Below are 25,836 nucleotides of genomic sequence, written 5' to 3' on the forward strand. Positions count from 1 at the left end.
CAAAGGGGGTGTCCCCCTTGGATGGCGTTCTTTCTGGTTGGCCGGAACGGATGAGCCGTGGCGGCTATCGGGGGATCCAGGCCCCCCCTTCGGCAGAGGAGGTCTGTGCGGCAGAGATGAACCACATCCCGTCCAGCCCCGCCTGAAGACCGGGCAGCATCGGATTGTCGGTGCCGGTCTCGATCACCTCGGCGATATCGGTGTAAAGCGTTGCGAAGCCTTCCAGATATCCCTCCGGATGACCGGGCGGAACGCGGGTCCAGTCCGGGCCAACACCAGCGCCGCCGCGGGTCAGGATCTGTTTGGGTTCCCCAAAACGGGTGAAGCGCATCTGATTGGGGTCCTGATGCTCCCACTCCAGACCGCCCTTGTCGCCATAGATGCGCAGGCGCAGGCTGTTTTCGCAGCCGACCGCAATCTGGCTGGCCCAGAGCATCCCGCGCGCGCCCTCGGCATAGCGCAGCAGGATATGGGCGTTGTCATCAACCTGACGTCCGGGCCCGAAACTGTGCAGCTCAGCCGAGAGCGCCTCTGGCGCCAGACCGCTGACAAAACAGGCGATGTTAAAGGCATGGGTGCCGATATCGCCAATCGCCCCGGCGCCGGATTGTGCGGGATCGGTGCGCCAGGCGGCCTGTTTGTGGCCCTCCTGTTCAATCACGTTGGTCAGCCAGTCCTGCGCATATTCCGCCTGCACCAGCCGGATCCGGCCCAGATCGCCGCGCGCAACCATGGCACGGGCCTGCCGTAGCAGCGGATAGCCGGTGTAATTATGGGTCAGAAAGAACCGCGCGCTGCTGCTGCGCGCCGCCTCTTTGATCGCCTCGGCCTCCGCCACGCTGGCGGCAAGGGGCTTGTCGCAGATCACATGGATGCCCGCGTTGAGAAAGGCGATGCTGGGACCTGCGTGCAAATGGTTGGGGGTCACGATGGCCACCGCATCGATGCCATCCTCACGGGCGGCCTCGGCCTCGGCCATCTCCTCAAAACTGGCATAGCTGCGATCCGGGTCAATCCCCAGCTCGGCGGCGCTGGCGGAGGCGCGCGCGGGATCAGAGGACAGTGCCCCGGCAACCAGCTGAAACCGGTCATCCATCCGCGCGGCGATCCGGTGCACCGCTCCGATGAAGGCGCCCTGTCCGCCCCCGACCATGCCCAATTTGAGGCGTGTCTTGCGATCTGTCGTCATAGTCCCAGCATCTCCCGGATTGTATTGTTGTCCCGTTCGCCCCCGGCAAAATCGTCAAAGGCCTTGTCGGTGACCTCGATCAGGTGGCGTTTGATGAATGGCGCGCCCTCGGCGGCGCCCTGTGCGGGCGATTTGAGGCAGCATTCCCATTCCAGCACCGCCCAGCTGTCATAGCCATATTGGGTCAGCTTGGAAAAAATCGCTGAAAAATCAACCTGCCCGTCGCCCAGAGACCGGAACCGGCCGGCACGGTTGGTCCAGTTCTGATAGCCTGAGTAGACCCCCTGCCGCCCGTCGGGATTGAACTCCGCGTCCTTCACATGAAAGGCATTGATCCGATCATGGTAGAGGTCGATGAAGGCGAGGTAATCCAGCTGCTGCAGCAGGAAATGGCTGGGATCATAGTTGATCATCGCCGCCGCATGGCCGCCGCAGGCCTCCACAAACATCTCAAACGTCGCCCCGTCAAAGACATCCTCGCCGGGGTGGAGTTCAAATCCGATATCCTGCCCGCAGTCAGCATAATGATTGAGGATCGGCGTCCAGCGCCGGCCCAGCTCGGCGAAGGTTTCCTCAATCAGCCCGTCCGGGCGCTGCGGCCAGGGGTAGAGATAGGGAAAGGCGAGCGAGCCGGTAAAGCTGACCGTATGCGACAGGCCAAGCCGCTGGCTGGCGAGGGCGGCCTTGTGCATCTGATCCACCGCCCAGGCTTGCCGCTTGGCAGGGTTGCCGCGACACTGCTCCGGCGCAAAGGCATCCAGCGCGAGATCATAGGCCGGGTTCACCGCGACCAGCTGCCCCTGAAGATGGGTCGACAGTTCGGTGATCTCAACGCCCGCATCGGCGCAGATGCCCTTTACCTCGTCGCAGTAGGTCTGGCTTTCGGCGGCGCGCTCCAGATCAAAGAGACGGCTGTCGAATGTCGGGATCTGAACCCCCCGATAGCCAAGGCCAGCGGCCCATTTGGTGATCGTGTCCAGTGAATTGAACGGCGCCTCATCCCCGGCGAATTGCGCCAGGAACAGCGCCGGGCCTTTGATCTGCGTCTTCACGTCTGCTCTCCCTCAGACCTGGGTCATTCCCAGGTGACAAATTCGGTTGGTACTTCCAGAAACTGCTGCGGCGGCAGGTCCGGCGACTTGATCGCCTGGAGTGCCGCCTTGGCGAGGAAGACGCCGGTGGCTTCGATATCTTCCTGAACGACAATGATTTCGGGGCGCACGAATTTCAGCATATGCAGCCCCTCCTTCGCGACGACGTCGAATTCCTGCCCGACGGTGCAGCCGCAGCTTTCCATGCCGGCAACCACCGACATGGTGGCGTTGGTGGAGGCGCAGAGGAAGCCGTCGATTGTCGGATCCTCGCGGTGTTTCTCGGCTGCCCAGTTGCGCAGATCCTTATATAGGCCGTTGCTCTGGACCTGACGGGCCACATGCAGCTGGATCCCCAGCGCCTTGGCGGCGTGGCGCGCGCCGTTCACCATGTCATTGGCATAGTTCTGGGCCAGAGGCGGCGCCAGCAGTACGATATTCTTGCGGCCCCGCGCTGCCAGTTCGGCGAGGGACAATTCGGAAAAGGCGAAATTGTCGAAGTCGTAATATGGGTGCTGATCGGCCCATTTGGTGCGCCCATGGGTGGCAAAGGGGAAATTCCGCTCAATCAGATATTCCGCGCGCTTATCCTCTGGTTCGACCTGATTGAAAATCACGCAATCTGCGGTCTGGTTCTCGACGATGTAGCGCACCGCGCGCAGCGGGTCGTCGTCTGGAAACACCGGCGAGACATTGAGGTGATAATGGGTTTCGCGCAGCGCCAGCCCCAGCGAGGTCAGCAACCGCGCCGTCTGGGTCATCATTTCGCGTTCTGCGGACATCACCAGACTGATGACATTGGTGCGCCCGGTGCGCAGCCGCACGCCAGCGCGGTTTGGCACATAGCCGAGCGCATCGGCGATTTCGCGTACCTTCTTCTTGGTCGCCTCGCTGATATCGGGCGCATCGGAAAGCGCCCGCGAGACCGTGGGCACAGCCATGCCGCTGGCCTTGGCGATGGTTTTGAGCGTCGGCTTCTTGCCATCGCGGGGCAGACCGTCACTCGGGGGATTTGATTTGGGCATCGGTGCCTCGCCTTCCTCACATCGGGGTTTGGGACCTCTATCAGATCCACGACCCCACGTCCTGATCTCCGTGTTGCAGAAAACATCTTGCGAGGTCAATCTAAATCGTTATAAGTCGATCTATAACGATTTAGTCAGGGAGGATAAATCGTGAAATTAACATCCATACTGATGACGACAGCACTCAGTGTTAGCGCCACCATTGCCCAGTCTGCCGATCTGGAGGTCACCCATTGGTGGACCTCGGGCGGCGAGGCTGCGGCGGTCACGAAATTTGCCGATGCGGTCAATGGCCAGACCACGCATAACTGGGTTGATGGCGCCATCGCCGGATCAGGCACCACTGCGCGTCCGATCATCATCAGCCGTATTCTGGGCGGTGATCCAATGGCCGCGACGCAGCTCACCCATGGTCGCCAGGCCGAGGAGCTGATCGAGGCGGGGCTGATGACCGATCTCACCGAGCTGGCGGAGCAGGAAGGCTGGCGCGATATCGTCAACCCGCCGTCGCTGCTGGACAGCTGCACCTACGAGGGGCGCATCTACTGCGTGCCGGTCAATATCCATTCCACGCAGTGGCTCTGGCTCAGCCATGAGGCCTTTGACAAGGCAGGGATGAGCGTGCCGCAGGATTGGTATGAATTTGTCGCCGCCGCGCCAAAGCTGGCCGAGGCCGGTATCGTGCCCTTGGCGATGGGGCAGCAGGGCTGGCAGCAGCGGATCGCCTTTGGTGCGCTGACCGTCGGGCTGGTTGATCAGGACAGCTGGCGCAAAGTGTCGCTGGAGCGGGATGCCGGGGTTGCCGCAGGGCCGCAATATGCCAAGGTCTTCGACGCGGTGGTCGACGCCCGCGAACTGGCACGCAACAGCAATGTGCAGGACTGGAATCTGGCCACCAATATGGTCATCACCGGCAAGGCCGGTGGGCAGATCATGGGCGATTGGGCGCAGGGGGAATTCACCCTCGCTGAACAGGTGGCCGGACAGGATTACACCTGCCTGCCCGGTATGGGGCTGAACCAGATCATCGACACCAGCGGTGATGCCTTCTACTTCCCGGCGATTGATGATGCCGAGGTCAGACAGGCGCAGATGGATATGGCGTCGGTGCTGATCTCCAAGGAGGTTCAGGTCGCTTTCAACCTGACCAAGGGCTCCTTGCCGGTGCGCGGGGATGTCGATCTTTCGGCAGCCAATGACTGCATGAAAAAGGGTCTCGCGATCCTTGCGGATGGCAATGTGCTGCCCAGCATGGATCAGGCGTTTTCAACCGATACCCAGGCGCAGATTCAGGATCTGATGGCGGAATTCTGGGCCTCCGATATGGCGGCGGCGGATGCGCAGGCGCGCTATGCCGAGATTATCGCGGACGCTGACTGAGCCGCACGTCAACCGGGGCGCGCTGCGATCTGTGCCCCGGTTGACGTCTGCCCCTGATCGGTACGCTGATCCAGAACGAGACATATCATGACACCAGCCCCTCCAACCGGCCGCAGCGGGCACAGCCCCGCGGCCCGGCCCCGCCCGCCCCGCGCCTTGCGCAATCTCAACGCAAAAATCGCCTCCGTGCCGATGATCCTCACCGCGCTGGTGGTGTTCATGGGGGGCACCGCCTGGACGGTTGCGCATTCCTTCACCAAATCGCGGCTGCTGCCGAAGTGGAAATTCGTCGGCTTTGATCAATATGAGCGACTCTGGTCCAGCAATCGCTGGCTGATCTCAGTCGAGAACCTGCTGATCTATGGCCTCTGCTCGCTGATGCTGACGATGGCGATCGGCTTCACACTGGCGGCGCTTCTGGATCGCAAAATCCGCTTTGAGGGCGCGTTTCGCACCATCTTTCTCTATCCGTTTGCGCTGTCTTTTGTGGTGACTGGTCTGGCCTGGCAATGGATCCTGAACCCGGATTTCGGCATTCAGAATGTGGTGCGCAGCTGGGGTTGGGAGAGCTTTGCCTTTGACCCGCTGAACAACCCTGAAACGGTCATTTTCGGCGTGCTGATCGCCGGGCTGTGGCAGGGTAGCGGTTTTGTCATGGTGATCATGTTGGCCGGGCTGCGCGGCATTGATGAGGACATCTGGAAAGCCGCCCGCGTCGATGGCATCGGCGTCACCAAAACCTATGTCCGCGTGATTATCCCGATGATGCGTCCGGTATTTGTCACCGCGCTGGTGATCATCGCCAGCGGCATTATCAAGCTTTACGATCTGGTGGTGGCCCAGACCAATGGTGGCCCCGGCATCTCATCCGAGGTGCCTGCAAAATATGTGATCAACTACATGTTTGAGGCCCAGAACCTGGGCCAGGGTTTTGCCGCCTCCACCATGATGCTGCTGTCGGTGATCATCATCCTTGTGCCCTGGGCCTATCTGGAATTCGGAGGAAAGAAACGTGGTTGATTTGACCCCACAGACCCCGAAAGGTAGCCCGGTTCGTATTTTGGAGGGCCCGCGCGGCGCCAAGCCAAAGACGAGAGTTTCGCGGCGAAATGTCATGCTTTACGGAACGCTGCTGCTGATCGCGCTCTACTATCTGCTGCCGCTCTATGTGATGGTCGTTACCTCGCTCAAGGGGATGCCGGAAATCCGGTTGGGCAATATCTTCTCCCCGCCGGTCGAGATCACATTTCAGCCCTGGATCAAGGCCTGGTCAGAGGCCTGCACCGGCATCAACTGCGATGGGCTGAGCCGGGGGTTTGGCAATTCGATCAAGATCCTGGTGCCGTCGGTGGCTCTCTCCATCGCCATTGCCAGCGTCAACGGTTACGCCCTCGCGAACTGGCGGTTCAAAGGATCGGAGACGTTTTTCACCATTCTGATCATTGGCGCCTTCATCCCCTATCAGACCATGCTCTACCCGATTGTGATCATCCTGCGCGAGCTGAAGCTGATGGGATCGCTATGGGGGCTGGTGCTGGTGCATTCGATCTTTGGCATGCCAATCCTGACGCTGCTGTTCCGCAACTATTTTTCCTCCCTGCCGGAGGAGCTGTTCAAGGCGGCGCGGGTGGATGGCGCCGGGTTCTGGGGCATCTATCTGCGCGTCATGGTGCCAATGTCGATCCCGATCTTCGTCGTGGCCATGATCCTGCAAGTCACCGGAATCTGGAATGATTTCCTGTTTGGCGTGATCTACACCAAGCCCGAAACCTATCCGATGACGGTGCAGCTCAACAATATCGTCAACTCCGTCCAGGGCGTGAAGGAATATAACGTCAACATGGCCGCAACCCTGCTGACCGGGTTGGTGCCGCTGGTGATCTACCTCGTCTCTGGCAAACTGTTTGTGCGCGGCATCGCTGCTGGCGCCGTGAAAGGCTGATCTCTCATGACACTTATGACCCACTCCGTTGAGATCCGCGACCTCGACCTCCATTTCGGCGAGTTGCAGGTTCTGCATCAGCTGAATCTTGATATCGAGCAGGGTGAATTCCTTGTGCTCCTCGGCTCATCCGGCTGCGGCAAGTCCACCTTGCTGAACTGTATTGCGGGCCTGCTGGATATCAGCGACGGGCAGATTTTTATTCAGGGCCAGAATGTCACCTGGGCGGAACCGTCGGAGCGCGGCATCGGCATGGTGTTCCAATCCTACGCGCTTTATCCGCAGATGACGGTTGAGGGGAACCTCTCCTTTGGTCTGAAAAACGCCCGCCTGCCCAAGGCGGAGATCGCCAAACGCGTGGCCCGCGCCGCCGAGGTCTTGCAGATTGAGCCGCTGTTGAAACGTAAGCCCGCTGCGCTGTCGGGCGGGCAACGCCAGCGCGTCGCCATCGGGCGGGCGCTGGTGCGCGATGTGGATGTGTTCCTGTTCGATGAGCCGCTGTCCAATCTGGATGCCAAGCTGCGCGCCGATCTGCGGGTGGAGCTGAAACGGCTGCATCAGCAGCTGGCCAATACCATGATCTACGTGACCCATGATCAGGTCGAGGCGATGACGCTGGCCGATCGCATCGCCATTATGAAGGGCGGGCGGATCATGCAGTTGAGCAGCCCGGATGAAATCTACAACCGGCCCCAGAACCTCTATGTAGCTGGTTTCATTGGCAGTCCGGCAATGAACCTGATCGAGGGGGTGCTGATCGATGGCGTATTCCATGCCGGATCTCTGGCCCTGCCCATGCAGCGATACGACTACCGGAACGGGCCGCACCATGGTGCCGCCGTGATTGGCATCCGTCCGGAACATATCCTGACCGGAGAGCAGATCACCCGCGCCGATGCCACTGCCGAGGTCTTGGTGGATCTGGTCGAGGGGCTGGGGTCCGATACGCTGGTCTATGCCACCCATGGCGCGCAGAATTTGCGCCTGCGCATGGATGGGGCCAGCCGGGTTTCGGCAGGCGACCGGCTGCGCATCGGCTTTGACACGGCCCGTGCCTCTCTCTTTGACCCCAACACCGAAGCGCGCCTGTGACGGCGCCAGAAGGATCCATCATGACCGCAATTTCCTATCAACTCTATGGCTCGCGCAATTGGCCGCTGGCTGACACGCTCTCCATGCTGGCGGAGGCTGGCTATAAACATGTTGAGGGCTACGGCGCGCTGTTTGCGCAGGCGCCCTCCCTTGCGGAGGATCTGCGCGCAGCTGGGCTGAGCATGCCGACGCTGCACTACGGGCTGGACGATCTGGAACGGGATCCACAGGCGGCCATTGATCTTGGTCGCGCAGTCGGCGCCGAGGCGATTTTTGCGCCGATGCTGCAGACCCCGGATCGGCCTGTGGACCCTGCCGGCTGGCAGGCGTTTGCCGCCCGACTGGTGGCCGCCGGGCGGCCTTTGCAGGAGGCGGGATTTGTCTTTGGCTGGCACAACCATGATTTTGAGCTGATCGATCTGGGCGACGGGGTGATGCCGCTGGATATCATTGCCGGGGCTGCGCCCGAGTTGAAACTGGAGCTGGATCTGGGCTGGACGGCCCGCGCGGGTCACGACCCGGTCGCTATGGTGGAGCGTTTCGCAGGTCAGATCCACGCCGCCCATATCAAGGACGTCGCTCCGGTCGGCGCCTGCACGGATGAGGACGGCTGGGCCGATGTGGGTCACGGCATGGTCACATGGGCCCCGGTTCACGCCGCCCTGCAACAGGCCGGTGTGCGCCGTTACGTGATCGAACATGACAACCCCAGTGATCATCGCCGGTGCGCCCGTCGGTCGCTGGCGACGGTACAGGCGTTCTGAGAGGATATCATGACAGAGCTGGGCATTGGCATCATCGGATGCGGAAATATCTCCCTCACCTATCTGAAAATGATCCCCCTTTTCAGCGGGATGAAGCTTTGCGCGGTGGCCGATATCAACCCCAAAGCGGCACAGGCGCGGGCGGCGGAACACGGGCTGCGTGCCGAAACCGTTGAGGGTCTTTTGGCGGCTGAGGATGTCGCGGTGGTGGTCAATCTCACTATTCCGGAGGCGCATTATCCGCTGACCCGCCGTATTCTGGAGGCAGGCAAACACGCCTATTCGGAAAAGCCACTGGCGCTGACGCTGGACCAGGCCATTGCCCTGCGGGATCTGGCCGGGCAGCGCGGCCTGCGTGTGGGATCCGCGCCCGATACATTTCTGGGCGGCGCCCATCAACTGGCCCGCGCCATGATTGATGAGGGTCGGGTCGGCCAGGTGATCGGCGGCACCTGCCATGTCATGTCACGCGGGATGGAGCATTGGCATCCGAACCCTGATTTCTTTTTTCAGCCGGGGGGCGGGCCGGTTCTGGACCTCGGGCCCTATTATATCGCCAATCTCATTCAGCTGCTGGGGCCGGTCAGATCGGTGGCGGCGATGACGGCGGCCAGTTTTCCCACCCGCACCATCGGCAATGGGCTGCGCCACGGTGAAGAGATCCCGGTTGACACGCCCACCAATATCCATGCGCTGCTGGAATTCGACACCGGCGCGATCATCACCCTGGGGGCCAGCTGGGATGTCTGGACCAGCAGCCACCCTAATATGGAACTCTACGGGACCAAGGGCACCCTGCGGCTGCCCGACCCCAATTATTTCGGCGGCGTGGTCAGGATGAGCGAAGAGGACGGTGATTTGACCCCCTTGGCACCGGATGATCATCCCTTTGGTCAGCTGAACGAAACGCGGCCCGACGGGCGCCGTCAGGCCAATTACCGCGCTGCGGGTCTTGCGGATATGGTTGCCGCCATCACCCAGAACCGGCCCCATCGTTGCGATATTGAGCTGGCAGCCCATACCGTTGATGTGATGATGGCCATTCTGAAGGCAGGCGAGACCCGCGCCTGGGTCGCGACCACCACCAGCTGCCCCCGCCCCGCCCCGCTGCCCCCGCAGGCCGCCCAAGCTTTGATGCGCTGAGGGCGGGGCCAGGATCTCGTCCGCGATCTTGATGGTCAGGTCGGCGGCATCATTCATCCAGAACGGATGTGTCGACGGCCAGCAACTCCTGGACCAGTGGGTTCGGGAAACGGCGTCTCAGGGTGATCGCATAAAAGGTCTCGCGGATGCGGGGGTGATCTTCTGCCTCCAGCAACCGCCCGGAAGACAACTCGTCCTGCACCACGATGGGGGCCACCAGCGCCAGACCGATATCCTCGCGGGCCAGCAGGCGCATCATCGCCATGTCGTCGACCTCCGCCGCGACCTGCGGCACCACCGACAGGCGACTGGCCATGGCATCAAAGGCGGTGCGTACCGTATTGTCGGTGGTCGGCAGCACAAAGGGCTGGGTGGTCAGCAGCTCCCGGATGGGCAGACGCGGGTTCAGCCGGTCCGGCGTGCCGACGATGCTGACCGCCTGATCCGCGATCTGATGGGTTTCATAAGGTGTCAGGCTGTCATTGGGGGGTTCGCGGTTCATCAGCACCAGATCAAGGTTCAGCGTCGCCAGCCCTTCCAGCAGCTCGGTCGGGCTGCCGGATCGGAGGATCACCTCAACATCACTGCGCGCCAGCATTGGCCGCAGAAATCCGATCTGAAAGTTCCGCGACAGGGTCGCCAGCGCGCCGACGCGCAGCGCCTGGCGGCTGCGGCCAGTGTCCTCAAGCGTGGCGATTAACTCCTGCCCGGTGGCAAAGATCGCATCCGCATGATCCAGCGCGATCCGCCCGGCTTCGGTCAGATGCAATTGTCGCCCGCGCCGGTCAAACAGCGGGTGCCCCAGCCGTTCTTCCAGCTGCTTGATCTGCACAGACAGCGCCGATTGCGACAGGTTCAGCCGCTGGGCGGTGCGGGTCAGATTGCCATCATGGGCGACGGCCCAGAAATAGCGCAGGTGATGATAGTTCAGTGGCATTCATTCGTTTTAATAGAACGAAAAGAACGGAACAATGAATTTTTATTAATATGCGCCCGGCGTTACCTCTTTCGCTGACGCAGCGTCGCTTGCTGCACTGTGATTGGGAGAGCCTCTTATGCTGTATTTGTTTCTGCCGCTTCTGGCCCCGGCCCTGCTGCTGGCGGTGGCGTTCCGTGCCCGCCGCAGCCCCGGTCGGCGCCCTGCTGCATTGCCACGTCTGGCGGAATATGCAGGGCTTGGCGCTTTTGCTGTTTCGGTGATGTCTGCGGTTTTGCTGATGACGACCGGTCCGGGCAGCTCGCCTTTGCTTGGCCTTTTTGGAGTTGGCCTGTCGGTGCGGCTGGATGTGGTCAGCGTTGTGATGCTTTGTCTGGTCAGTTTCATCGGCTGGATCGTGCTGCGTTACAGCGCCACTTATATGGATGGCGAGGCGCGGCAGGGGGCCTTTACCGGCTGGATGGCGGCCACTTTGGCGGCGGTTCTGCTCTTGGTGATGTCGGGTAATCTGGTGCAGCTGGTGCTGGCCTGGACTGCCACCAGCCTGTGTCTGCATCAGCTGCTGCTGTTTTACCGTGACCGGACCACAGCGCGCCGCGCGGCCCGCAAGAAGGCCTTGGTGGCGCGGGCCAGCGAGCTGTCTCTGGCCGTCGCCGCGCTCTTGCTGATCATGGCCTATGGTACCAGCGATATTGCCACCATTCTGGCCACCGCTGCGCCGGATTTGCTCACCGGTGCTGCCGCAGTGCTGATCGCGCTGGCGGCGGTTCTGGCCTCGGCGCAGTTTCCGACCCATGGTTGGCTGACCGAGGTGATGGAGGCCCCGACGCCGGTGTCCGCATTGCTGCATGCCGGGGTGATCAACGCGGGCGGCTTCCTGCTGATCCGCTTTGCCGATGTGATGCTGGCCGCGCCTGCGGTGATGGCGGTGCTGGTCATGCTGGGTGGGTTCACTGCGCTGTTCGGCGGGTTGGTGATGCTGACGCAGCCGGCTGTGAAGACCTCGCTTGCCTGGTCCACTATCGCGCAGATGGCCTTTATGATCATGCAATGTGGTCTGGCGCTGTTCCCGCTGGCGCTGCTGCATATCGTGGCGCATTCGCTTTACAAGGCGCACGCGTTTCTCAGCGCGGGTGAGGCGGTGGCCAATGTTGCCGCGATCAGGCGCCCCGGTCCCGTCGCGGTGCCAAGCGGACGCAATGTGATGCAGGCCTTTGGCATCGGTATCGTGATTTATGCACTGGTTGGGGCGGTCTTTGGCTTTGACGGCAAATCGGTGCAGGCGATTGCGCTGGGGGTGATCCTGATTTTTGGCGTGGCCTATATTCTGGCGCAGGGGCTGGCCGATGCCGCCCCCGGTGCGCTGACCCGGCGCACGGTGATCTATGCGGCGGCCACCTCGGTCAGTTATTTCCTGCTGCAACTGGCGGCGCTGAAACTGACCGCAGGCACCCTGCCCGCCACCCCTGCCCCCGGTCCGCTGGAATGGGCGCTGATCCTGCTGGCGCTGGTCAGCTTTGGCGCGGTGGCTGTGGCGCAGGCGACCTTCCCGCTCTGGGCGATGCATCCGGCGGCTGCGGGGCTGCGGGTTCACCTGTCCAACGGGCTTTATGCAAACGCAATCTTTGACCGGCTGCTGGACGGCTGGTCCAAGCGCACAACAGCCTGAAACCGGGAGACTGACCTTATGTTGATGAAACACGAAACCTATCCCGCCGCCCTGCTGGAACTGGTCACCAAGGCCAATACCGCCAGTCGCCAGATCCCGCCGCTGTTTCCGTTGACCGCAAGTGTGGCCGTGAACCCGTTTCTGGGCCAAAGCGACGAACCGCTGGCCAGGGCCTCGGCGCGTCTGGCACGGGTAGCGGGCCAGCGCATCACCCCGCAGCGCAGCCATTGGGCCGCGCAATATCATAGCGGCGCACTGCGCGACGATGATCTGCGCGCGGCCCTCGCGACTGCTGTACATGGCCCTGCCGAGGCGGTCACCTTGCAGGATCTGATCGCTGTCCTGACGTCAAAGACCCCGGGTGCAGGCGCTACAGAACTCAGCGCGGTGCCAACCGTGGCGGAACTGGCCGCAGATATTTCCGGCATCGACTGGCCCGGCCTTATTGAGGATCGGATCAGTGCCTTTGCCGCCAGCCATTTCGATCAGGGGCAGGCACTGTGGCAGCCCGACCGGACCGGAGGTGCCTATGCCGCGTGGCGGCAGTTTGCCACCCGCGACCTGACACCAGAGATTCACGGGCTTGTGGGATTTGGCGGGTTTGTTGCCGCCACCAACCGGTCACATTGGCGCGCAATTGGTCGCGCCTCCGAAACGCTGGGCATCAGTTTTGACGCGGCCGAAACCGCATTTCATCGCTGGCTGATCACCCTTCAGGGCTGGGCGCAATATGGCCGCTACCTGTCGTGGCAGGCCGAACTGGAGGGCGGTAGCGACACCACCACGGTTGAGCTGTTGGCGATCCGCATGGTGTTTGACGAGGCATTGTTCCATCAGTACCGCGATCAGATCACTGCCCGTTGGGACGCGGTGATCACCAGCCATGAAGCCCCGGTGACGCCAACCCGCGATCAGGTGATGGATGCCATCCTGCAAGAGGCTGGCGACCGGGCACAGCAGCGGCAATTGGCCAACACATTGGCAACGCGCAGCCCGCAGGATGCCGCGCAGGACAACGACACAAATGCGCGGCCCGCAGTGCAAGCGGCCTTTTGCATTGATGTGCGGTCCGAAGTGTTCCGTCGCGCGCTGGAGGCGCAGGATAGCGGCGTCGAGACCATCGGGTTTGCCGGGTTCTTTGGCCTTGCGGCAGCGCACTCAGCGGCTGGATCCGATGTGTGTGAGGCCCGTGGGCCGGTCCTGTTAAAACCCGGCGTCACCTCATCGGCGGTTGAGGCGGACAACCTGGATCTGGCGCGGCGCTATGCAGCGCGGGCCAGACGCGCCTGGGGTCGGTTCAAGCTGGCGGCGGTGTCTTCCTTTGCCTTTGTTGAGGCGACGGGGCCGGTTTATGCGGGCAAGCTGCTGCGCGATGCCTTTGGTGTCAGCGGTCGCGCCGCCACCGATCCGGCGCCGCAACTGGACGCGTCGGTGGATCTGGACAGCCGCGTCGTGATGGCAAAAACGATCCTGTCAGCGATGTCACTGACCGACAATTTTGCCCCTGTGGTTCTGCTGGCGGGTCATGGCGCGGATGTGACCAACAATCCCCATGCCAGCGCCCTGCAGTGTGGTGCTTGCGGAGGTTATGCGGGCGATGTGAATGCGCGGCTGCTGGCGGGATTGTTAAACGATCCATCTGTGCGCGCCGCCTTGTCGGATCAGGGGATCAAGATCCCCGCAGACACAGTATTCCTGCCTGCGTTGCACCACACCACCACCGATCAGGTGACCCTGTTCGAACAGGATTTGCCCGATGGGTCCGCAGTGCGTCTCACGCGTGAGCTGGCCCGCATCCGCCGCTGGGTCAAGGCTGCTGGCGCATTGGCGCGCAGTGAACGGGCGGCACGGCTGCCGCGGGCGCAATCGGGCAAGGATATTCTGCGCCGCTCGTCTGATTGGGCTGAGCTGCGCCCCGAATGGGGGCTGGCGGGGTGCCGGGCCTTTGTTGCCGCGCCACGCAGCCGGACCGAAGGCACTGCGCTGGACGGGCAGTCCTTCCTGCACAGCTATGACTGGCGGGCGGATGAGGGGTTTGGCGTGCTGGAATTGATCATGACGGCGCCGGTGGTGGTCGCCAGCTGGATCAGCCTGCAATATTATGGCTCCAGCGTGGCCCCGGCCCTGTTCGGCGGCGGCAACAAGCTGTTGCACAATGTGGTCGGCGGTATCGGCGTGCTGGAGGGCAATGGTGGTGCGCTGAAACCCGGCCTGCCCTGGCAGTCGGTGCATGATGGCGAAGCATTGCAACATGACCCGCTGCGCCTGACCGTGGTGATCGAAGCCCCGCGCGAGGCCATGACCCAGATTCTGGAACGCCACCCGCAGGTGCGCGCGCTGTTCGACAATGGCTGGCTGCATCTGATTGCGATGGATGAGCACGGGCAGCTGGCCTGGCGCTATGACGGGGATCTCAGCTGGTCACGGTTTGATCGGGGCGCCGCCCCCGGCGCCGCGTCCCCGCTTGGCATCGCTGCCGAGTAGCCGGAGCCACCCGCCGTCTGACCCGGAACGCCGCCCGGCCGATTCGCGGGCGGCGTTTTTGTGGTGGATGATCCGATGCCAGCAGGCCGGGATCAGTCCAGCGAGACCCAGAGGACATGCGCGTCCTCCGCGCTGGTCGATACGCAGCAATGGCCCATACCGCTGTCATAATAGGCCGTATCGCCGGCCTTCATCGGCAGCGGGCGGTAATGTTCGGTGTAAAGGATCAGTTCACCACTGATCACCAACATGAATTCCTCGCCGCTGTGGCGGATCCATGTTTCAAACTCCGACACATCCCGCGCCTTGATCCGGCTGAAATAGGGCAGCATCCGTTTGCTGGTCAGCTCGGTACAGAGCAGCTCATGGTCGTAGGTTTCGGTTTCCTGATGCTCGCCCTGGCCCTTGCGGGTGTAGTCGCGCCGACCGGAGATATCGCTCTTGGCGGATTGCACGAAGAGCTGCGGCGTCTGCAGATCCAGCGTCTGCATCAGGCGGCGGATGATCTCGAAACTGGGGCGGGTTTGGTTGTTCTCGATCTTCGACAGGGTGGAGCGCCCGATATTGGCGGCCTTTGCGGCCTCCTCCAGCGTCAGCCCCTTATCTTTTCGCGAATCTCGAATCATTTTCCCCAGCGCATCGCCGTCCGGGGCCTCGGCCACCTCTGTCACGGGGGCACCGTCTTCCGGATTGATGGGTTCCATTGGCGTGCAATCTCCTGAGTTTCCCAATGTTTAACTCCCTCCCAAACTTAGGTCAAAGTTTCTATGTGAAACCAATAGTTGCTTATGGTGGAAAAGTTTCTTAAAGGAAACTCATGGGAGGGTTAGGGACATATGTTCCCTGACAGATAAACTGGAGGGCAGATTATGAGCCTATATGACCTGATCGTTATTGGTGGTGGCCCCGGTGGCTATGTCGCAGCCATTCGCGCGGCTCAGCTGGGTCTGAAGGTTGCCTGTGTCGAAGGGCGCGGAACCCTGGGCGGCACCTGTCTCAATGTGGGCTGCATCCCTTCCAAGGCGATGCTCTCCTCCTCCGGTAAATACGAAAGCCTGTCGCATTTGGCCGGTCACGGGATTGCTATTGATGGCGCCCGGCTGGATCTGGACGCGATGATGACGCGCAAGGACAAGATTGTCGGCGATCTCACCAAGGGCATCGCCTTCCTGTTCAAGAAGAACGGCGTTGATCTGATCGAAGGCTGGGCCAGCATCCCTGCTGTTGGCAAGGTGAAGGTCGGTGACGAGATCCACGAGACCAAGAATATCCTGATCGCCACCGGCTCTGAACCCACTCCGCTGCCAGGGGTGGAAATCGACGAGGGCGACGTGGTCTCCAGCACCGGCGCGCTGACCCTGCCAGAGGTGCCCAAGCATCTGGTGGTGGTTGGTGCCGGTGTCATCGGGCTGGAGCTGGGCCAGGTCTGGTCGCGGCTTGGCGCGAAGGTCACCGTGGTCGAATATCTCGACCGTATTCTGCCGGGCATTGACGGCGAAATCGCCAAACTGGCACAGCGGGCCCTGTCCAAACGGGGGCTGAAGTTCCAGCTGGGCCGCGCGCTGAAGTTCATCGACCGCAGCGACGAGGGGCTGACCCTGACGCTGGACCGGGTCGGCAAAGACAAAGAAGAAAAGCTGGTCGCCGATAAGGTGCTGATCGCCATCGGGCGCCGCCCGGTGATCCGTGGTCTGGGGCTGGAGGCGTTGGGCGTCTCGGTCAATGCGCGCGGCTTTGTCGAGGTGGACGAACGTTTCTCCACATCTGTCGAAGGCATCTATGCGATTGGCGATTGTGTGCCCGGCCCGATGCTGGCGCATAAGGCCGAAGAAGACGGTGTTGCCTGTGTCGAGATGCTCGCCGGTCAGGCGGGGCATGTGGATTACAATACCGTTCCCGGCATCGTCTATACGGATCCCGAGGTGGCATCGGTTGGCAAGACCGAAGAGGCTCTGAAAGACGCAGGCACTGACTACATTGTCGGCAAATTCATCTTCATGGCCAATTCCCGCGCCCGTGCGCAGGGCGAGACCGACGGCGCAGTCAAAGTGCTGGCAACGCCGGAAGGCAAGATCCTGGGCGCGCATATCTGCGGCGCCCATGGCGGTGATCTGATTGCCGAACTGGTGCTGGCGATGACCAAAGGCGCCACCGTCGCCGAGGTGGCGGCCACCTGCCACGCGCATCCGGCGATGGCCGAAGCGGTGAAGGAAGCCTGTCTTGATGCCATGGGTCGGGCCATTCACGCCTGATAGCGCCCGATCTCTCGCCCTGAGGAGGTACCCCAGATGAACGTTCCCATGCCCCGGCTCCGCCACCCGGAAAAGTCGAAGAAGGCCGATAGCGAGATCCCGCGCAAGCCGAAGTGGATCCGTCGCAAGAAAATCGAGAGCGCCGAGTATTTCGAGACCCGGCGCCTGATGCGGGATCACAATCTGACCACCGTCTGCGAAGAGGCCGCCTGCCCCAACATCGGCGAATGCTGGTCCAAACGCCACGCCACCATGATGATCATGGGCGAGGTCTGCACCCGCGGCTGTTCCTTCTGCAATGTCTCCACCGGCCGCCCCGATGCGCTGGATGCCTTTGAACCCGGTCGCGTCGCACTGGCGGTGAAGAAACTGGCGCTGCGCCATGTGGTGATCACCAGCGTCGACCGCGACGATCTGGAAGACGGCGGTGCCGAGCATATCGCCCAGACCATCCGCGCCGTACGCCACCAGACCCCCGGCACCACGATTGAGGTGCTGACCCCGGATTTCCTCGGCAAGGGCAACGCCGCAGAGATCGTGTTCGAGGCCGCACCGGATGTGTTCAACCACAATCTGGAAACCGTGCCGCACCTCTACCCCCGTGTTCGCCCCGGCGCGCGCTACTACAGCTCGCTGCGCCTGCTGGATGATGCCAAACGCGCCAATCCGCAGGTGTTCACCAAATCCGGCCTGATGGTTGGCATGGGTGAAACACTGGAAGATCTGCGTCAGGTGATGGACGATCTGCGCGCAGCCGACGTCGATTTCCTGACCGTGGGCCAATATCTGCAGCCCACCCCGAAACACCATCCGATTGATCGCTTTGTCACCCCTGAGGAGTTTGAGCAGATCGAGCGGATGGCCCGAAGCAAAGGGTTCCTTGGTGTCTCGGCGACGCCTCTGACCCGCTCATCCTTCCACGCGGATGAGGATTTTGCAGCGCTGAAAGAGGCCCGGAACCGGCAGCTCGCCAGCGTCAATGCAGGGGGAGACGGCACAGCATAATTTCCCGCATTTGGGGTCCGCCCAGCGGCTGGTCGGTCGCGGCAGGAGGGGCGGAACCCAGAAAATGACTTGTCACCGGTCGCGAACCGCAGCAAAGGCCGGGACAGGCAATCTAAGGCCAGAGAATACCACCTAAAGGGAGGAAAAATATGGAAGTTCTGAATTCAATTGTGGGCTATATCAACGGGATCGTCTGGGGCCCGCTGATGCTGGTCCTCATTCTCGGCGTCGGTCTGTTCTTGCAGATCGGGCTGAAGCTGATGCCGATCCTGCGCATTGGCACCGGCTTTGCGCTGCTGTTCAAAGGTCGCGAGGCGGGCGACGGCGAAGGCCAGATCACCCCGTTTAACGCGCTGATGACCGCACTGTCCGCCACCATCGGCACCGGGAACATCGCCGGTGTTGCAACCGCCGTGTTCCTCGGCGGTCCCGGCGCGCTGTTCTGGATGTGGATGACCGCACTCGTGGGCATGGCCACCAAATATTCTGAGGCCGTGCTGGCGGTGAAATACCGCGAGCAGGACGGTCAGGGCAACTATGTCGGCGGCCCGATGTATTACATCAAAAATGGTCTTGGCCAGAAATGGGCCTGGCTGGGCTTTGCCTTTGCGCTGTTCGGCGCAATCGCGGCCTTCGGCATCGGCAATGGCGTACAGGCCAATGGTGTGGCGCAGGTTCTGGAAACCAACTTTGGCTTCAACCCGTCCATCACCGGTATCGTGCTGATGGCGCTGACCGGCGCTGTGATCCTTGGCGGCATCACCCGTATTGGTGCTGTGGCCGGTAAGCTGGTGCCTTTCATGGCCGTCAGCTACATCACCATCGGTCTCTTGGTACTGATCATCAACGCCGATCAGCTGGGCAACGCATTGGGTCTGGTATTCACCTATGCTTTCACCCCTTCCGCTGCTGAAGGTGGCTTTGCCGGGGCCGCTGTCTGGGCTGCGATCCGCTTTGGTGTGGCGCGTGGCGTGTTCTCGAACGAAGCCGGTCTTGGCTCCGCTCCGATTGCGCATGCCGCAGCTGAGACCAAAGGTCCGGTAAACCAGGGTCTGATCGCGATGCTGGGTACGTTCATCGACACCATCATCGTCTGCTCCATCACCGGTCTGGCCATCATCGCCTCCGGCGCCTGGACATCGGGCGAAAGTGGTGCTGCGCTGACCTCGCTGGCGTTTGAAACCTCCCTGCCCGGCTTTGGCGGCTATGTGATTGCCATCGCGCTGTCGATCTTTGCCTTTACCACCATTCTGGGCTGGTCCTACTATGGCGAGAAATGCGTCGGCTACCTGCTGGGCGCCAAGGTGCTGATCGGCTACCGTGTGTTGTGGATCGTGGCGATCTACTTCGGTGCGACCGCTGATCTTGGCTTCATCTGGCTGCTGGCAGACACGCTGAACGCCATGATGGCGATCCCGAACCTGATCGCTCTCGCCCTGCTGAGCCCGGTTGTCTTCAAGGTGACCAAGGAGTTTTTTGCCTCCAACGGGCAGACCGAAGAACCGAGCAAAGGCGCTGCGGAATAACCAAAATCAATCTACATCGGGGCGCGGCAGGCGTCGCGCCCCGGTTCCTTTCACACTCCAATTCAAGGGCAAGACGCTATGACCGACGCGCCGAAACGTACTCCGCTCTATGACCTGCATGTCGCCCTCGGCGGCAAGATGGTCGACTTTGCCGGCTGGGAAATGCCGGTTCAATATCCCATGGGCATCATGGGAGAGCACAAGCAGTGCCGCGAGAAAGCTGCGCTGTTCGATGTCAGCCACATGGGTCAGGTGATCCTGCGCGGCGACAACGTCGGCGAGAAACTGGAAGCGATCTGCCCGCAGGCCTATGCCACCCTCAAGGAAGGCAAGGCGCGCTATGGTTTCTTTACCAATGAAGACGGCGGCATCATGGATGACCTCATCGTCTCCAACGCTGGCGACCATTATTTCGTGGTGGTGAACGCGGCCCTGCGTCATCAGGACATCCCCCACATGAAGGCGCACCTCGACGGCGTCGAAGTGACCGAGATCTTCGACCGCGCGCTGGTGGCTGTTCAGGGCCCCGCAGCCGAAAATGTAGTGGGCGATCTGTGCCCCGCTGCCCGTGAGATGAAATTCATGGAAACCATCGTCGCCGATATCGACGGTGTGGAATGCCGCCTGTCGCGCCTCGGCTACACCGGCGAAGATGGCTATGAGATTTCCATCCCCGATGCAGACGCCGAACGCATCACCAAACTGTTCCTGGCCCATGAGGATTGTGAGCCGGCCGGTCTGGGCGCGCGTGACAGCCTGCGTCTGGAAGCGGGCCTCTGCCTCTATGGCAACGATATTGACCAGTCGACCTCCCCGATTGAGGCGTCGCTGGCCTGGGCGATCCAGAAACGCCGCAAGGAAGAGGGCGGCTTCCCCGGTGCTGACCGTATCCAGAAAGAGCTGGCCGACGGTGCTGCGAAGAAATTGGTCGGGATCAAACCCTCCGGTCGCGCCCCTGCCCGTCAGCACGTCGAGATCCAATGCGCCGAAGGCAACACCATTGGTGAAATCACCTCCGGCTGCTTTGGCCCCACCGTCGGCGGCCCGGTCGCCATGGGCTATGTCGCAGCCCCGCACGGCAAAGCCGGCGAACAGGTCAAACTGATCATTCGCGGCAAGGCCCATGACGCAGAAATCGTCGCCCTGCCCTTCGTCACCCAGAATTACAAACGCTAAGCTCCAGGAGTACCCGAGATGACCACCTATTATTCCGAAGATCACGAATGGATCACCGTCGAGGGCGACACCGCCACGCTCGGCATCACCAAACACGCGGCTGACCAGCTGGGCGAAGTTGTCTTTGTCGAGCAGCAGGACAGCGGTGAAGAATTCGAAAAAGGCGGCGAGATCGGCGTCATTGAATCGGTGAAAGCGGCGTCGGAAATCTACGCGCCTCTGGATGGTGAAATCACCGCCGTGAACGAAGATCTGGCCGACAACCCCAGCGCCCTGAACGAAGACCCCGAAGGCGCGGCCTGGATCTACAAGATCAAGCTCTCCGACAGCGCCCAGCTGGAAGATCTGATGGATCTGGACGGCTACAAGGCCCTGATCGGCTGATCCTGCTGATGGGCCGGGCCGGCTGTCGTGCTGGCCCGATCCCTCCCTTGATTACCCGCCGGTATGGTCCGGCGGGACCACCACGAATTAGGACATTCCCATGGCCTTCAAACTGACTGATTACGAAGCCTACGACTTTGCCAATCGCCGCCACATCGGGCCCAGCCCGCGTGAAATGGCTGATATGCTGAAGGTGATCGGCTTCAACACCCTCGATGAGCTGATCGACGCCACTGTGCCGCCCGCCATCCGCCAGAAAGAGGCGCTGGACTGGGGCCCGGCGATGACCGAACGCGATGCGCTCTTCCACATGAAAGAGATCGCGGGCAAGAACAAGGTCCTGACCTCCCTGATCGGTCAGGGCTACCACGGCACCACCACGCCCGCGCCGATCCTGCGCAATATTCTGGAAAACCCCGCCTGGTACACGGCTTACACGCCCTACCAGCCCGAGATTTCGCAGGGCCGTCTTGAGGCGCTGTTGAACTTCCAGACCATGGTCAGCGATCTGACCGGCCTGCCGGTGGCCAATGCCTCGCTGCTCGACGAAGCCACTGCCGCCGCCGAAGCCATGGCGATGGCGCATCGCGGTTCGCGCTCCAAGGCGAATAACGCGGCCTTCTTCGTGGACAAGAACTGCCACCCGCAAACCGTCGCCGTGATCAAGACCCGCGCCGAGCCTCTGGGCATCGATGTTGTGGTTGCCGAACCGGCAGAGCTGGACGCGGGCGCCGTCTTTGGCGCGATCTTCCAGTATCCCGGCACCCATGGTCACGTGACCGACTTCAGCGACCAGATCGCCGCCCTGCACGAACACAAGGGCATCGCGGTTGTGGCCGCCGACATCCTGTCGCTGGCGCTGCTGAAATCCCCCGGTGAAATGGGCGCGGATATCGCCATCGGCTCCACCCAGCGTTTCGGCGTTCCGATGGGCTACGGCGGCCCGCACGCCGCTTATATGGCGACCTCGGACAAGCTGAAACGCTCGATGCCGGGCCGGATCATTGGTGTGTCCATCGACGCGCGCGGCAACAAGGCCTATCGCCTGTCGCTGCAGACCCGCGAGCAGCACATCCGCCGCGAAAAAGCCAACTCCAACGTTTGTACCGCACAGGCGCTGCTGGCGGTGATCGCATCGATGTATGCCGTCTACCACGGTCCCGATGGCATCAAGGCGATTGCCCAGTCCGTACACCGCAAGACTGCGCGTCTGGCGGCTGGTCTGGAAGAGGCCGGGTTCAAGGTTGAACCGGAAGTGTTCTTTGACACCATCACCGTCGAAGTTGGCCACCTGCAGAAAACCGTCATGGAAGCCGCCGTTCAGCGGGGCATCAACCTGCGCCGCGTCGGCGAAACCAAGGTCGGTATCTCGCTGGACGAACAGACCCGCCCCGAAACCATCGAGGCCGTCTGGGGTGCCTTTGGCATCGATCGCAAGGACGACAGCTCCAACAAGCAGTACCGTCTGCCCGAAGCCATGCTGCGCGACAGCGCGTATCTCACCCACCCGATCTTCCACAAGAACCGGGCCGAGGCCGAGATCACCCGCTACATGCGCCGTCTGGCCGACCGCGATCTGGCGCTGGACCGCGCGATGATCCCGCTTGGCTCCTGCACCATGAAGCTGAATGCGACCATCGAAATGATCCCGGTCACCTGGCCGGAATTTGGCAACCTGCACCCCTTCGTTCCCGAGGATCAGGCGCAGGGGTACCACCAGATGATCGACGATCTGAACGACAAGCTGTGCCAGATCACCGGCTATGACGCGATTTCCCAGCAGCCGAACTCCGGTGCGCAGGGCGAATACGCGGGCCTGTTGACGATCCGCAACTACCACGCATCGCGTGGCCAGGCGCATCGCAATGTCTGCCTGATCCCGACCTCTGCCCATGGCACCAACCCGGCCTCCGCACAGATGGTGGGCTGGAAAGTGGTTCCGATCAAAGCGGACGACAACGGCAACATCGACGTCGCGGACTTCCGGGAGAAGGCAGAGAAACACTCTGACCACCTTGCGGGCTGCATGATCACCTACCCGTCCACCCATGGCGTGTTCGAGACCACCGTTCAGGAGGTCTGCCAGATCACCCATGATCACGGCGGTCAGGTCTATATCGATGGCGCCAACATGAACGCGATGGTGGGTGTGTCCCGTCCGGGTGATATTGGCGGTGACGTCAGCCACCTGAACCTGCACAAGACCTTCTGCATTCCGCATGGTGGTGGTGGCCCCGGCATGGGTCCGATCGGCGTCAAGGCGCATCTGACCGAACACCTGCCGGGTCACCCGGAATACGGCACCGCCGTGGGTCCGGTCTCGGCGGCGCCCTTCGGATCGCCCTCGATCCTGCCGGTCAGCTGGGCGTATATCCTGCTGATGGGTGGTGCTGGCCTGACCCAGGCGACCAAGGTGGCGATCCTCAACGCCAACTACATCGCCGCGCGTCTGCAGGATGCCTATCCGATCCTCTACACGTCGGAATCCGGTCGTGTGGCGCATGAGTGCATTCTGGACACCCGTCCGCTGAATGACGAGGCTGGCGTCTCCGTTGACGATGTGGCCAAGCGCCTGATCGACAGCGGGTTCCACGCGCCGACCATGTCCTGGCCGGTGGCTGGCACCCTGATGGTGGAGCCGACGGAATCCGAACCCAAGGACGAGCTGGACCGCTTCTGCGAAGCCATGCTGTCCATCCGGTCGGAAGCGCAGGATATCATCGACGGTAAGATCGATGCCGAAAACAACCCGCTGAAGCACGCACCACACACCGTGCGCGATCTGGTCGGTGAGTGGGATCGCCCCTACTCGCGCGAGCAGGCCTGCTTCCCTCCGGGTAACCTCGGCGTTGATAAATACTGGCCGGCGGTGAACCGCGTCGACAACGCTTATGGCGACCGCAACCTGATCTGCACCTGCCCTCCGATGGAGGACTACGCAGAGGCGGCTGAATAAGCCTCCCTCCCAAGACCCGAGGTGTCGCCGGTCACACGACCGGCGGCCCTCCTGTCCGGACCAATCCACGTAGAGTACGAGAGGCAGACAGATGACCATCCACGCCCCGCGCCACGGCGACACCGATTTTGCCTTTGCCCATGGCCGCGCCTTGCGCCACATCGACGTTGTCCTTCCCGAAGGCGCGCCGCGCTCCTCCGCCCAGATCATTCTCGATCTGTTCGAGGCCGCAAATGAGCTGCTGGACGGGGTGCAATATCGGGTGCGCATCTGTGGTCTGGATATGCTCTCCAGCGGTCCGGCCGGTGCCCGCCCCCGCTCACTGGTGGTGTTTCTCGGCGATATTCACAGCCGCTGGCAGCTGTCCGCAAAGGAGCGCGCCCGCGTCAATCAGGTGATGCGACTGGCCGAACGCAGCGCCTTTGTTGGTGGCGCGGTGTTCCTGCTGGATGCACTGGCCCGAGGTCAGGATCACGATCTGGCAATCCACCCGAATTTCCTTGCCTCAGCCGGGGAATGCAGCCTGCGTCAGGATCAGGACGGCGCCGCAACCGCTGTCTCCGGCACGGTGCATTCGGCGATCTGCAATTTCGCTACCCCCCGGATGCTGCTGGATATCGTTGCCGCCGATTGCGGACGGCTGGCCGCTGATGGCATGGCGCATTACCTTGGCCTTGATACCGGCAAACGCCCAACCAAAAGCCGCGTTGCCCTCAACCTTGAACAGAAATCCGCAGGCGATACGCTGATCACCCAATGTCTTGCGGTGATGCAGGACAACATTGAGGCGCCGCTTTCGGTCGCTGCCTTGGCCGAGAGCCTCAATGTCTCCACCCGCTGCCTGCAGCGCCGGTTTACCCGGCATTTCGACCGCTCACCGCTCAGCGTTTATCGCGCGCTGCGGGTGGAGCGCGCCCATCAGCTGCTGACCCAGACCGATATTCCGGTGCGCCAGGTCGCGGTCGCCACCGGGTTTGGCAGCTATCAGAGCCTCAGCCAGCACATCCGCGAAACCTATGGTCATTCCCCCGATGTGATCCGCCGCAGCGCCTTTCGCGGCGTGGCCCCCGAAACCATGCGCCCGCGCCGGTTTCGTCACGCCGAGACCGCGCAGGCGGACAGCCGGGTGATGTAAACGGGCAGGCCTGCACCGGAGCGTTCCGATTCAGGCCTCAGGTCTCCAGCCACAGACAGCGCACCGAGCGATAGCCAAGGTCCACCTGACCGTCCGCCTTCAGCAGGTTGAGATTGACCCCCACCGCCTCCTTGGTAACGCCAAGGAGGGCCGCAAGGTCGCTCTGGCTGATCGACAGCGCTGTGGTCCCCTGCCATTTGCACAGCTGTGCCAGCGCCACGCGCAACCGTTGCTCCAACGGCAAAAAAACCGCGTTTTCATAGGTCTTGTAGAAATGACCGACATAGCCTGCCAAAATACCGCTGATCGCACGCCACAACAGCGGATCCGCCTTGCCGGCCGCCTCCACCGCGCTGAGCGGCACATGCACCAGCACCGTGTCAGTCAGCGCTGAGGCATCGTTTGGCCGCGTGCCGGAACCATAGCAGCCAATAAAGCCAAACCAGTGGCCCGCTATCAGATCCCGCACGATCAACGCCTTGCCCTCTTTGTTCACCGCGCCAAACCGCACCGCGCCTGACCGGATGAAAAACAGCTCCGTCGCAGGATCGCCGATCTGATGGATACCCTCCCCCTTGCCGTACCGCCGGGACCGTCCCTGCGCCAGCAGCGCCGCCTGCGTCTGTGGCAGACATTGGTCGAGCCATCGGTCCGAGGTCAGGTTTTTCATCGCAATACCAATCCAG

Annotated in this window: 21 protein-coding genes; 15 read left to right on the forward strand and 6 right to left on the reverse strand. The window is 62.0% G+C overall.

Annotated features, from left to right (window positions below; genetic code table 11):
• Positions 1-64: 64 nt before the first annotated feature.
• From INHI_RS0103095 to INHI_RS0103105, 3 genes are read right to left on the reverse strand one after another with little or no spacing between them, the layout of a single operon-like run.
• Positions 65-1,189, reverse strand: coding sequence for a Gfo/Idh/MocA family protein (locus INHI_RS0103095; protein WP_027246683.1), 1,125 nt, complete (start codon positions 1,187-1,189; stop codon positions 65-67).
• The gene (locus INHI_RS0103100) at positions 1,186-2,241 is read right to left on the reverse strand and encodes a sugar phosphate isomerase/epimerase family protein (RefSeq protein WP_027246684.1); all 1,056 of its coding nucleotides are present in this window, start codon (positions 2,239-2,241) and stop codon (positions 1,186-1,188) included. Before INHI_RS0103100 ends, INHI_RS0103095 begins: the two co-directional genes overlap by 4 nt.
• A gap of 23 nt (positions 2,242-2,264) precedes the next feature.
• A complete protein-coding gene (locus tag INHI_RS0103105) occupies positions 2,265-3,305 on the reverse strand; it encodes a LacI family transcriptional regulator (RefSeq protein WP_014889443.1) in 1,041 nt (346 codons plus the stop codon).
• 150 nt (positions 3,306-3,455) lie between these two features.
• Here INHI_RS0103105 and INHI_RS0103110 point away from each other — a divergent pair, with 150 nt between their 5' ends.
• From INHI_RS0103110 to INHI_RS0103135, 6 genes are all read left to right on the forward strand, one after another.
• Entirely contained in the window at positions 3,456-4,685 is a 1,230-nt protein-coding gene (locus tag INHI_RS0103110) for an ABC transporter substrate-binding protein (protein WP_027246685.1), read from the forward strand.
• A gap of 87 nt (positions 4,686-4,772) precedes the next feature.
• Complete coding sequence (locus tag INHI_RS0103115) at positions 4,773-5,705, forward strand: carbohydrate ABC transporter permease (RefSeq protein ID WP_027246686.1); 933 nt, start codon at positions 4,773-4,775, stop codon at positions 5,703-5,705.
• Between the two features lie 94 nt (positions 5,706-5,799).
• On the forward strand, positions 5,800-6,627 hold the full coding sequence (locus INHI_RS0103120; protein ID WP_415837538.1) for a carbohydrate ABC transporter permease: 828 nt from the start codon (positions 5,800-5,802) through the stop codon (positions 6,625-6,627).
• Positions 6,628-6,633: 6 nt separating this feature from the next.
• Complete coding sequence (locus INHI_RS0103125) at positions 6,634-7,719, forward strand: ABC transporter ATP-binding protein (protein ID WP_081698677.1); 1,086 nt, start codon at positions 6,634-6,636, stop codon at positions 7,717-7,719.
• Positions 7,720-7,739: 20 nt separating this feature from the next.
• Positions 7,740-8,483, forward strand: coding sequence for a sugar phosphate isomerase/epimerase family protein (locus INHI_RS0103130; protein ID WP_027246689.1), 744 nt, complete (start codon positions 7,740-7,742; stop codon positions 8,481-8,483).
• A 9-nt stretch (positions 8,484-8,492) separates the two neighbouring features.
• Complete coding sequence (locus tag INHI_RS0103135) at positions 8,493-9,626, forward strand: Gfo/Idh/MocA family protein (RefSeq protein WP_027246690.1); 1,134 nt, start codon at positions 8,493-8,495, stop codon at positions 9,624-9,626.
• 49 nt (positions 9,627-9,675) lie between these two features.
• Here the strand turns inward: INHI_RS0103135 and INHI_RS0103140 are convergent, their stop codons facing one another.
• Positions 9,676-10,563: a LysR family transcriptional regulator gene (locus INHI_RS0103140; protein ID WP_014876552.1), complete on the reverse strand. Its 888-nt coding sequence runs from the start codon at positions 10,561-10,563 to the stop codon at positions 9,676-9,678.
• 118 nt (positions 10,564-10,681) lie between these two features.
• On the opposite strand from INHI_RS0103140, the gene INHI_RS0103145 reads away from it, so the two are divergent.
• Positions 10,682-12,232, forward strand: coding sequence for a proton-conducting transporter transmembrane domain-containing protein (locus INHI_RS0103145; protein WP_027246691.1), 1,551 nt, complete (start codon positions 10,682-10,684; stop codon positions 12,230-12,232).
• A gap of 18 nt (positions 12,233-12,250) precedes the next feature.
• Positions 12,251-14,716, forward strand: a complete 2,466-nt coding sequence (locus INHI_RS0103150) for a YbcC family protein (RefSeq protein WP_027246692.1) — start codon at positions 12,251-12,253, stop codon at positions 14,714-14,716.
• 92 nt (positions 14,717-14,808) lie between these two features.
• Here INHI_RS0103150 and INHI_RS0103155 read toward each other — a convergent pair whose 3' ends face one another.
• The gene (locus INHI_RS0103155; RefSeq protein ID WP_027246693.1) at positions 14,809-15,420 is read right to left on the reverse strand and encodes a helix-turn-helix domain-containing protein; all 612 of its coding nucleotides are present in this window, start codon (positions 15,418-15,420) and stop codon (positions 14,809-14,811) included.
• Positions 15,421-15,585: 165 nt separating this feature from the next.
• Between INHI_RS0103155 and lpdA the strand changes: the two genes are divergently transcribed.
• From lpdA to INHI_RS0103190, 7 genes are all read left to right on the forward strand, one after another.
• Entirely contained in the window at positions 15,586-16,968 is a 1,383-nt protein-coding gene (lpdA, locus tag INHI_RS0103160; protein WP_027246694.1) for a dihydrolipoyl dehydrogenase, read from the forward strand.
• 36 nt (positions 16,969-17,004) lie between these two features.
• A complete protein-coding gene (lipA, locus tag INHI_RS0103165) occupies positions 17,005-17,973 on the forward strand; it encodes a lipoyl synthase (protein WP_014876557.1) in 969 nt (322 codons plus the stop codon).
• A gap of 149 nt (positions 17,974-18,122) precedes the next feature.
• On the forward strand, positions 18,123-19,499 hold the full coding sequence (locus tag INHI_RS0103170) for an alanine/glycine:cation symporter family protein (protein WP_014876558.1): 1,377 nt from the start codon (positions 18,123-18,125) through the stop codon (positions 19,497-19,499).
• A gap of 78 nt (positions 19,500-19,577) precedes the next feature.
• The gene (gene gcvT / locus INHI_RS0103175) at positions 19,578-20,675 is read left to right on the forward strand and encodes a glycine cleavage system aminomethyltransferase GcvT (RefSeq protein ID WP_024099566.1); all 1,098 of its coding nucleotides are present in this window, start codon (positions 19,578-19,580) and stop codon (positions 20,673-20,675) included.
• An 18-nt stretch (positions 20,676-20,693) separates the two neighbouring features.
• Positions 20,694-21,059, forward strand: a complete 366-nt coding sequence (gene gcvH, locus INHI_RS0103180) for a glycine cleavage system protein GcvH (RefSeq protein ID WP_014876560.1) — start codon at positions 20,694-20,696, stop codon at positions 21,057-21,059.
• Positions 21,060-21,159: 100 nt separating this feature from the next.
• Complete coding sequence (gene gcvP, locus INHI_RS0103185) at positions 21,160-24,015, forward strand: aminomethyl-transferring glycine dehydrogenase (RefSeq protein WP_027246695.1); 2,856 nt, start codon at positions 21,160-21,162, stop codon at positions 24,013-24,015.
• Positions 24,016-24,106: 91 nt separating this feature from the next.
• Complete coding sequence (locus INHI_RS0103190) at positions 24,107-25,150, forward strand: helix-turn-helix domain-containing protein (RefSeq protein WP_027246696.1); 1,044 nt, start codon at positions 24,107-24,109, stop codon at positions 25,148-25,150.
• A 37-nt stretch (positions 25,151-25,187) separates the two neighbouring features.
• On the opposite strand, the gene INHI_RS0103195 is transcribed toward INHI_RS0103190, so the two are convergent.
• On the reverse strand, positions 25,188-25,820 hold the full coding sequence (locus tag INHI_RS0103195) for a Crp/Fnr family transcriptional regulator (RefSeq protein ID WP_027246697.1): 633 nt from the start codon (positions 25,818-25,820) through the stop codon (positions 25,188-25,190).
• Positions 25,821-25,836: the final 16 nt, after the last annotated feature.

It is taken from the genome of Phaeobacter inhibens DSM 16374 (genome assembly GCF_000473105.1).
GTDB lineage: Bacteria > Pseudomonadota > Alphaproteobacteria > Rhodobacterales > Rhodobacteraceae > Phaeobacter > Phaeobacter inhibens.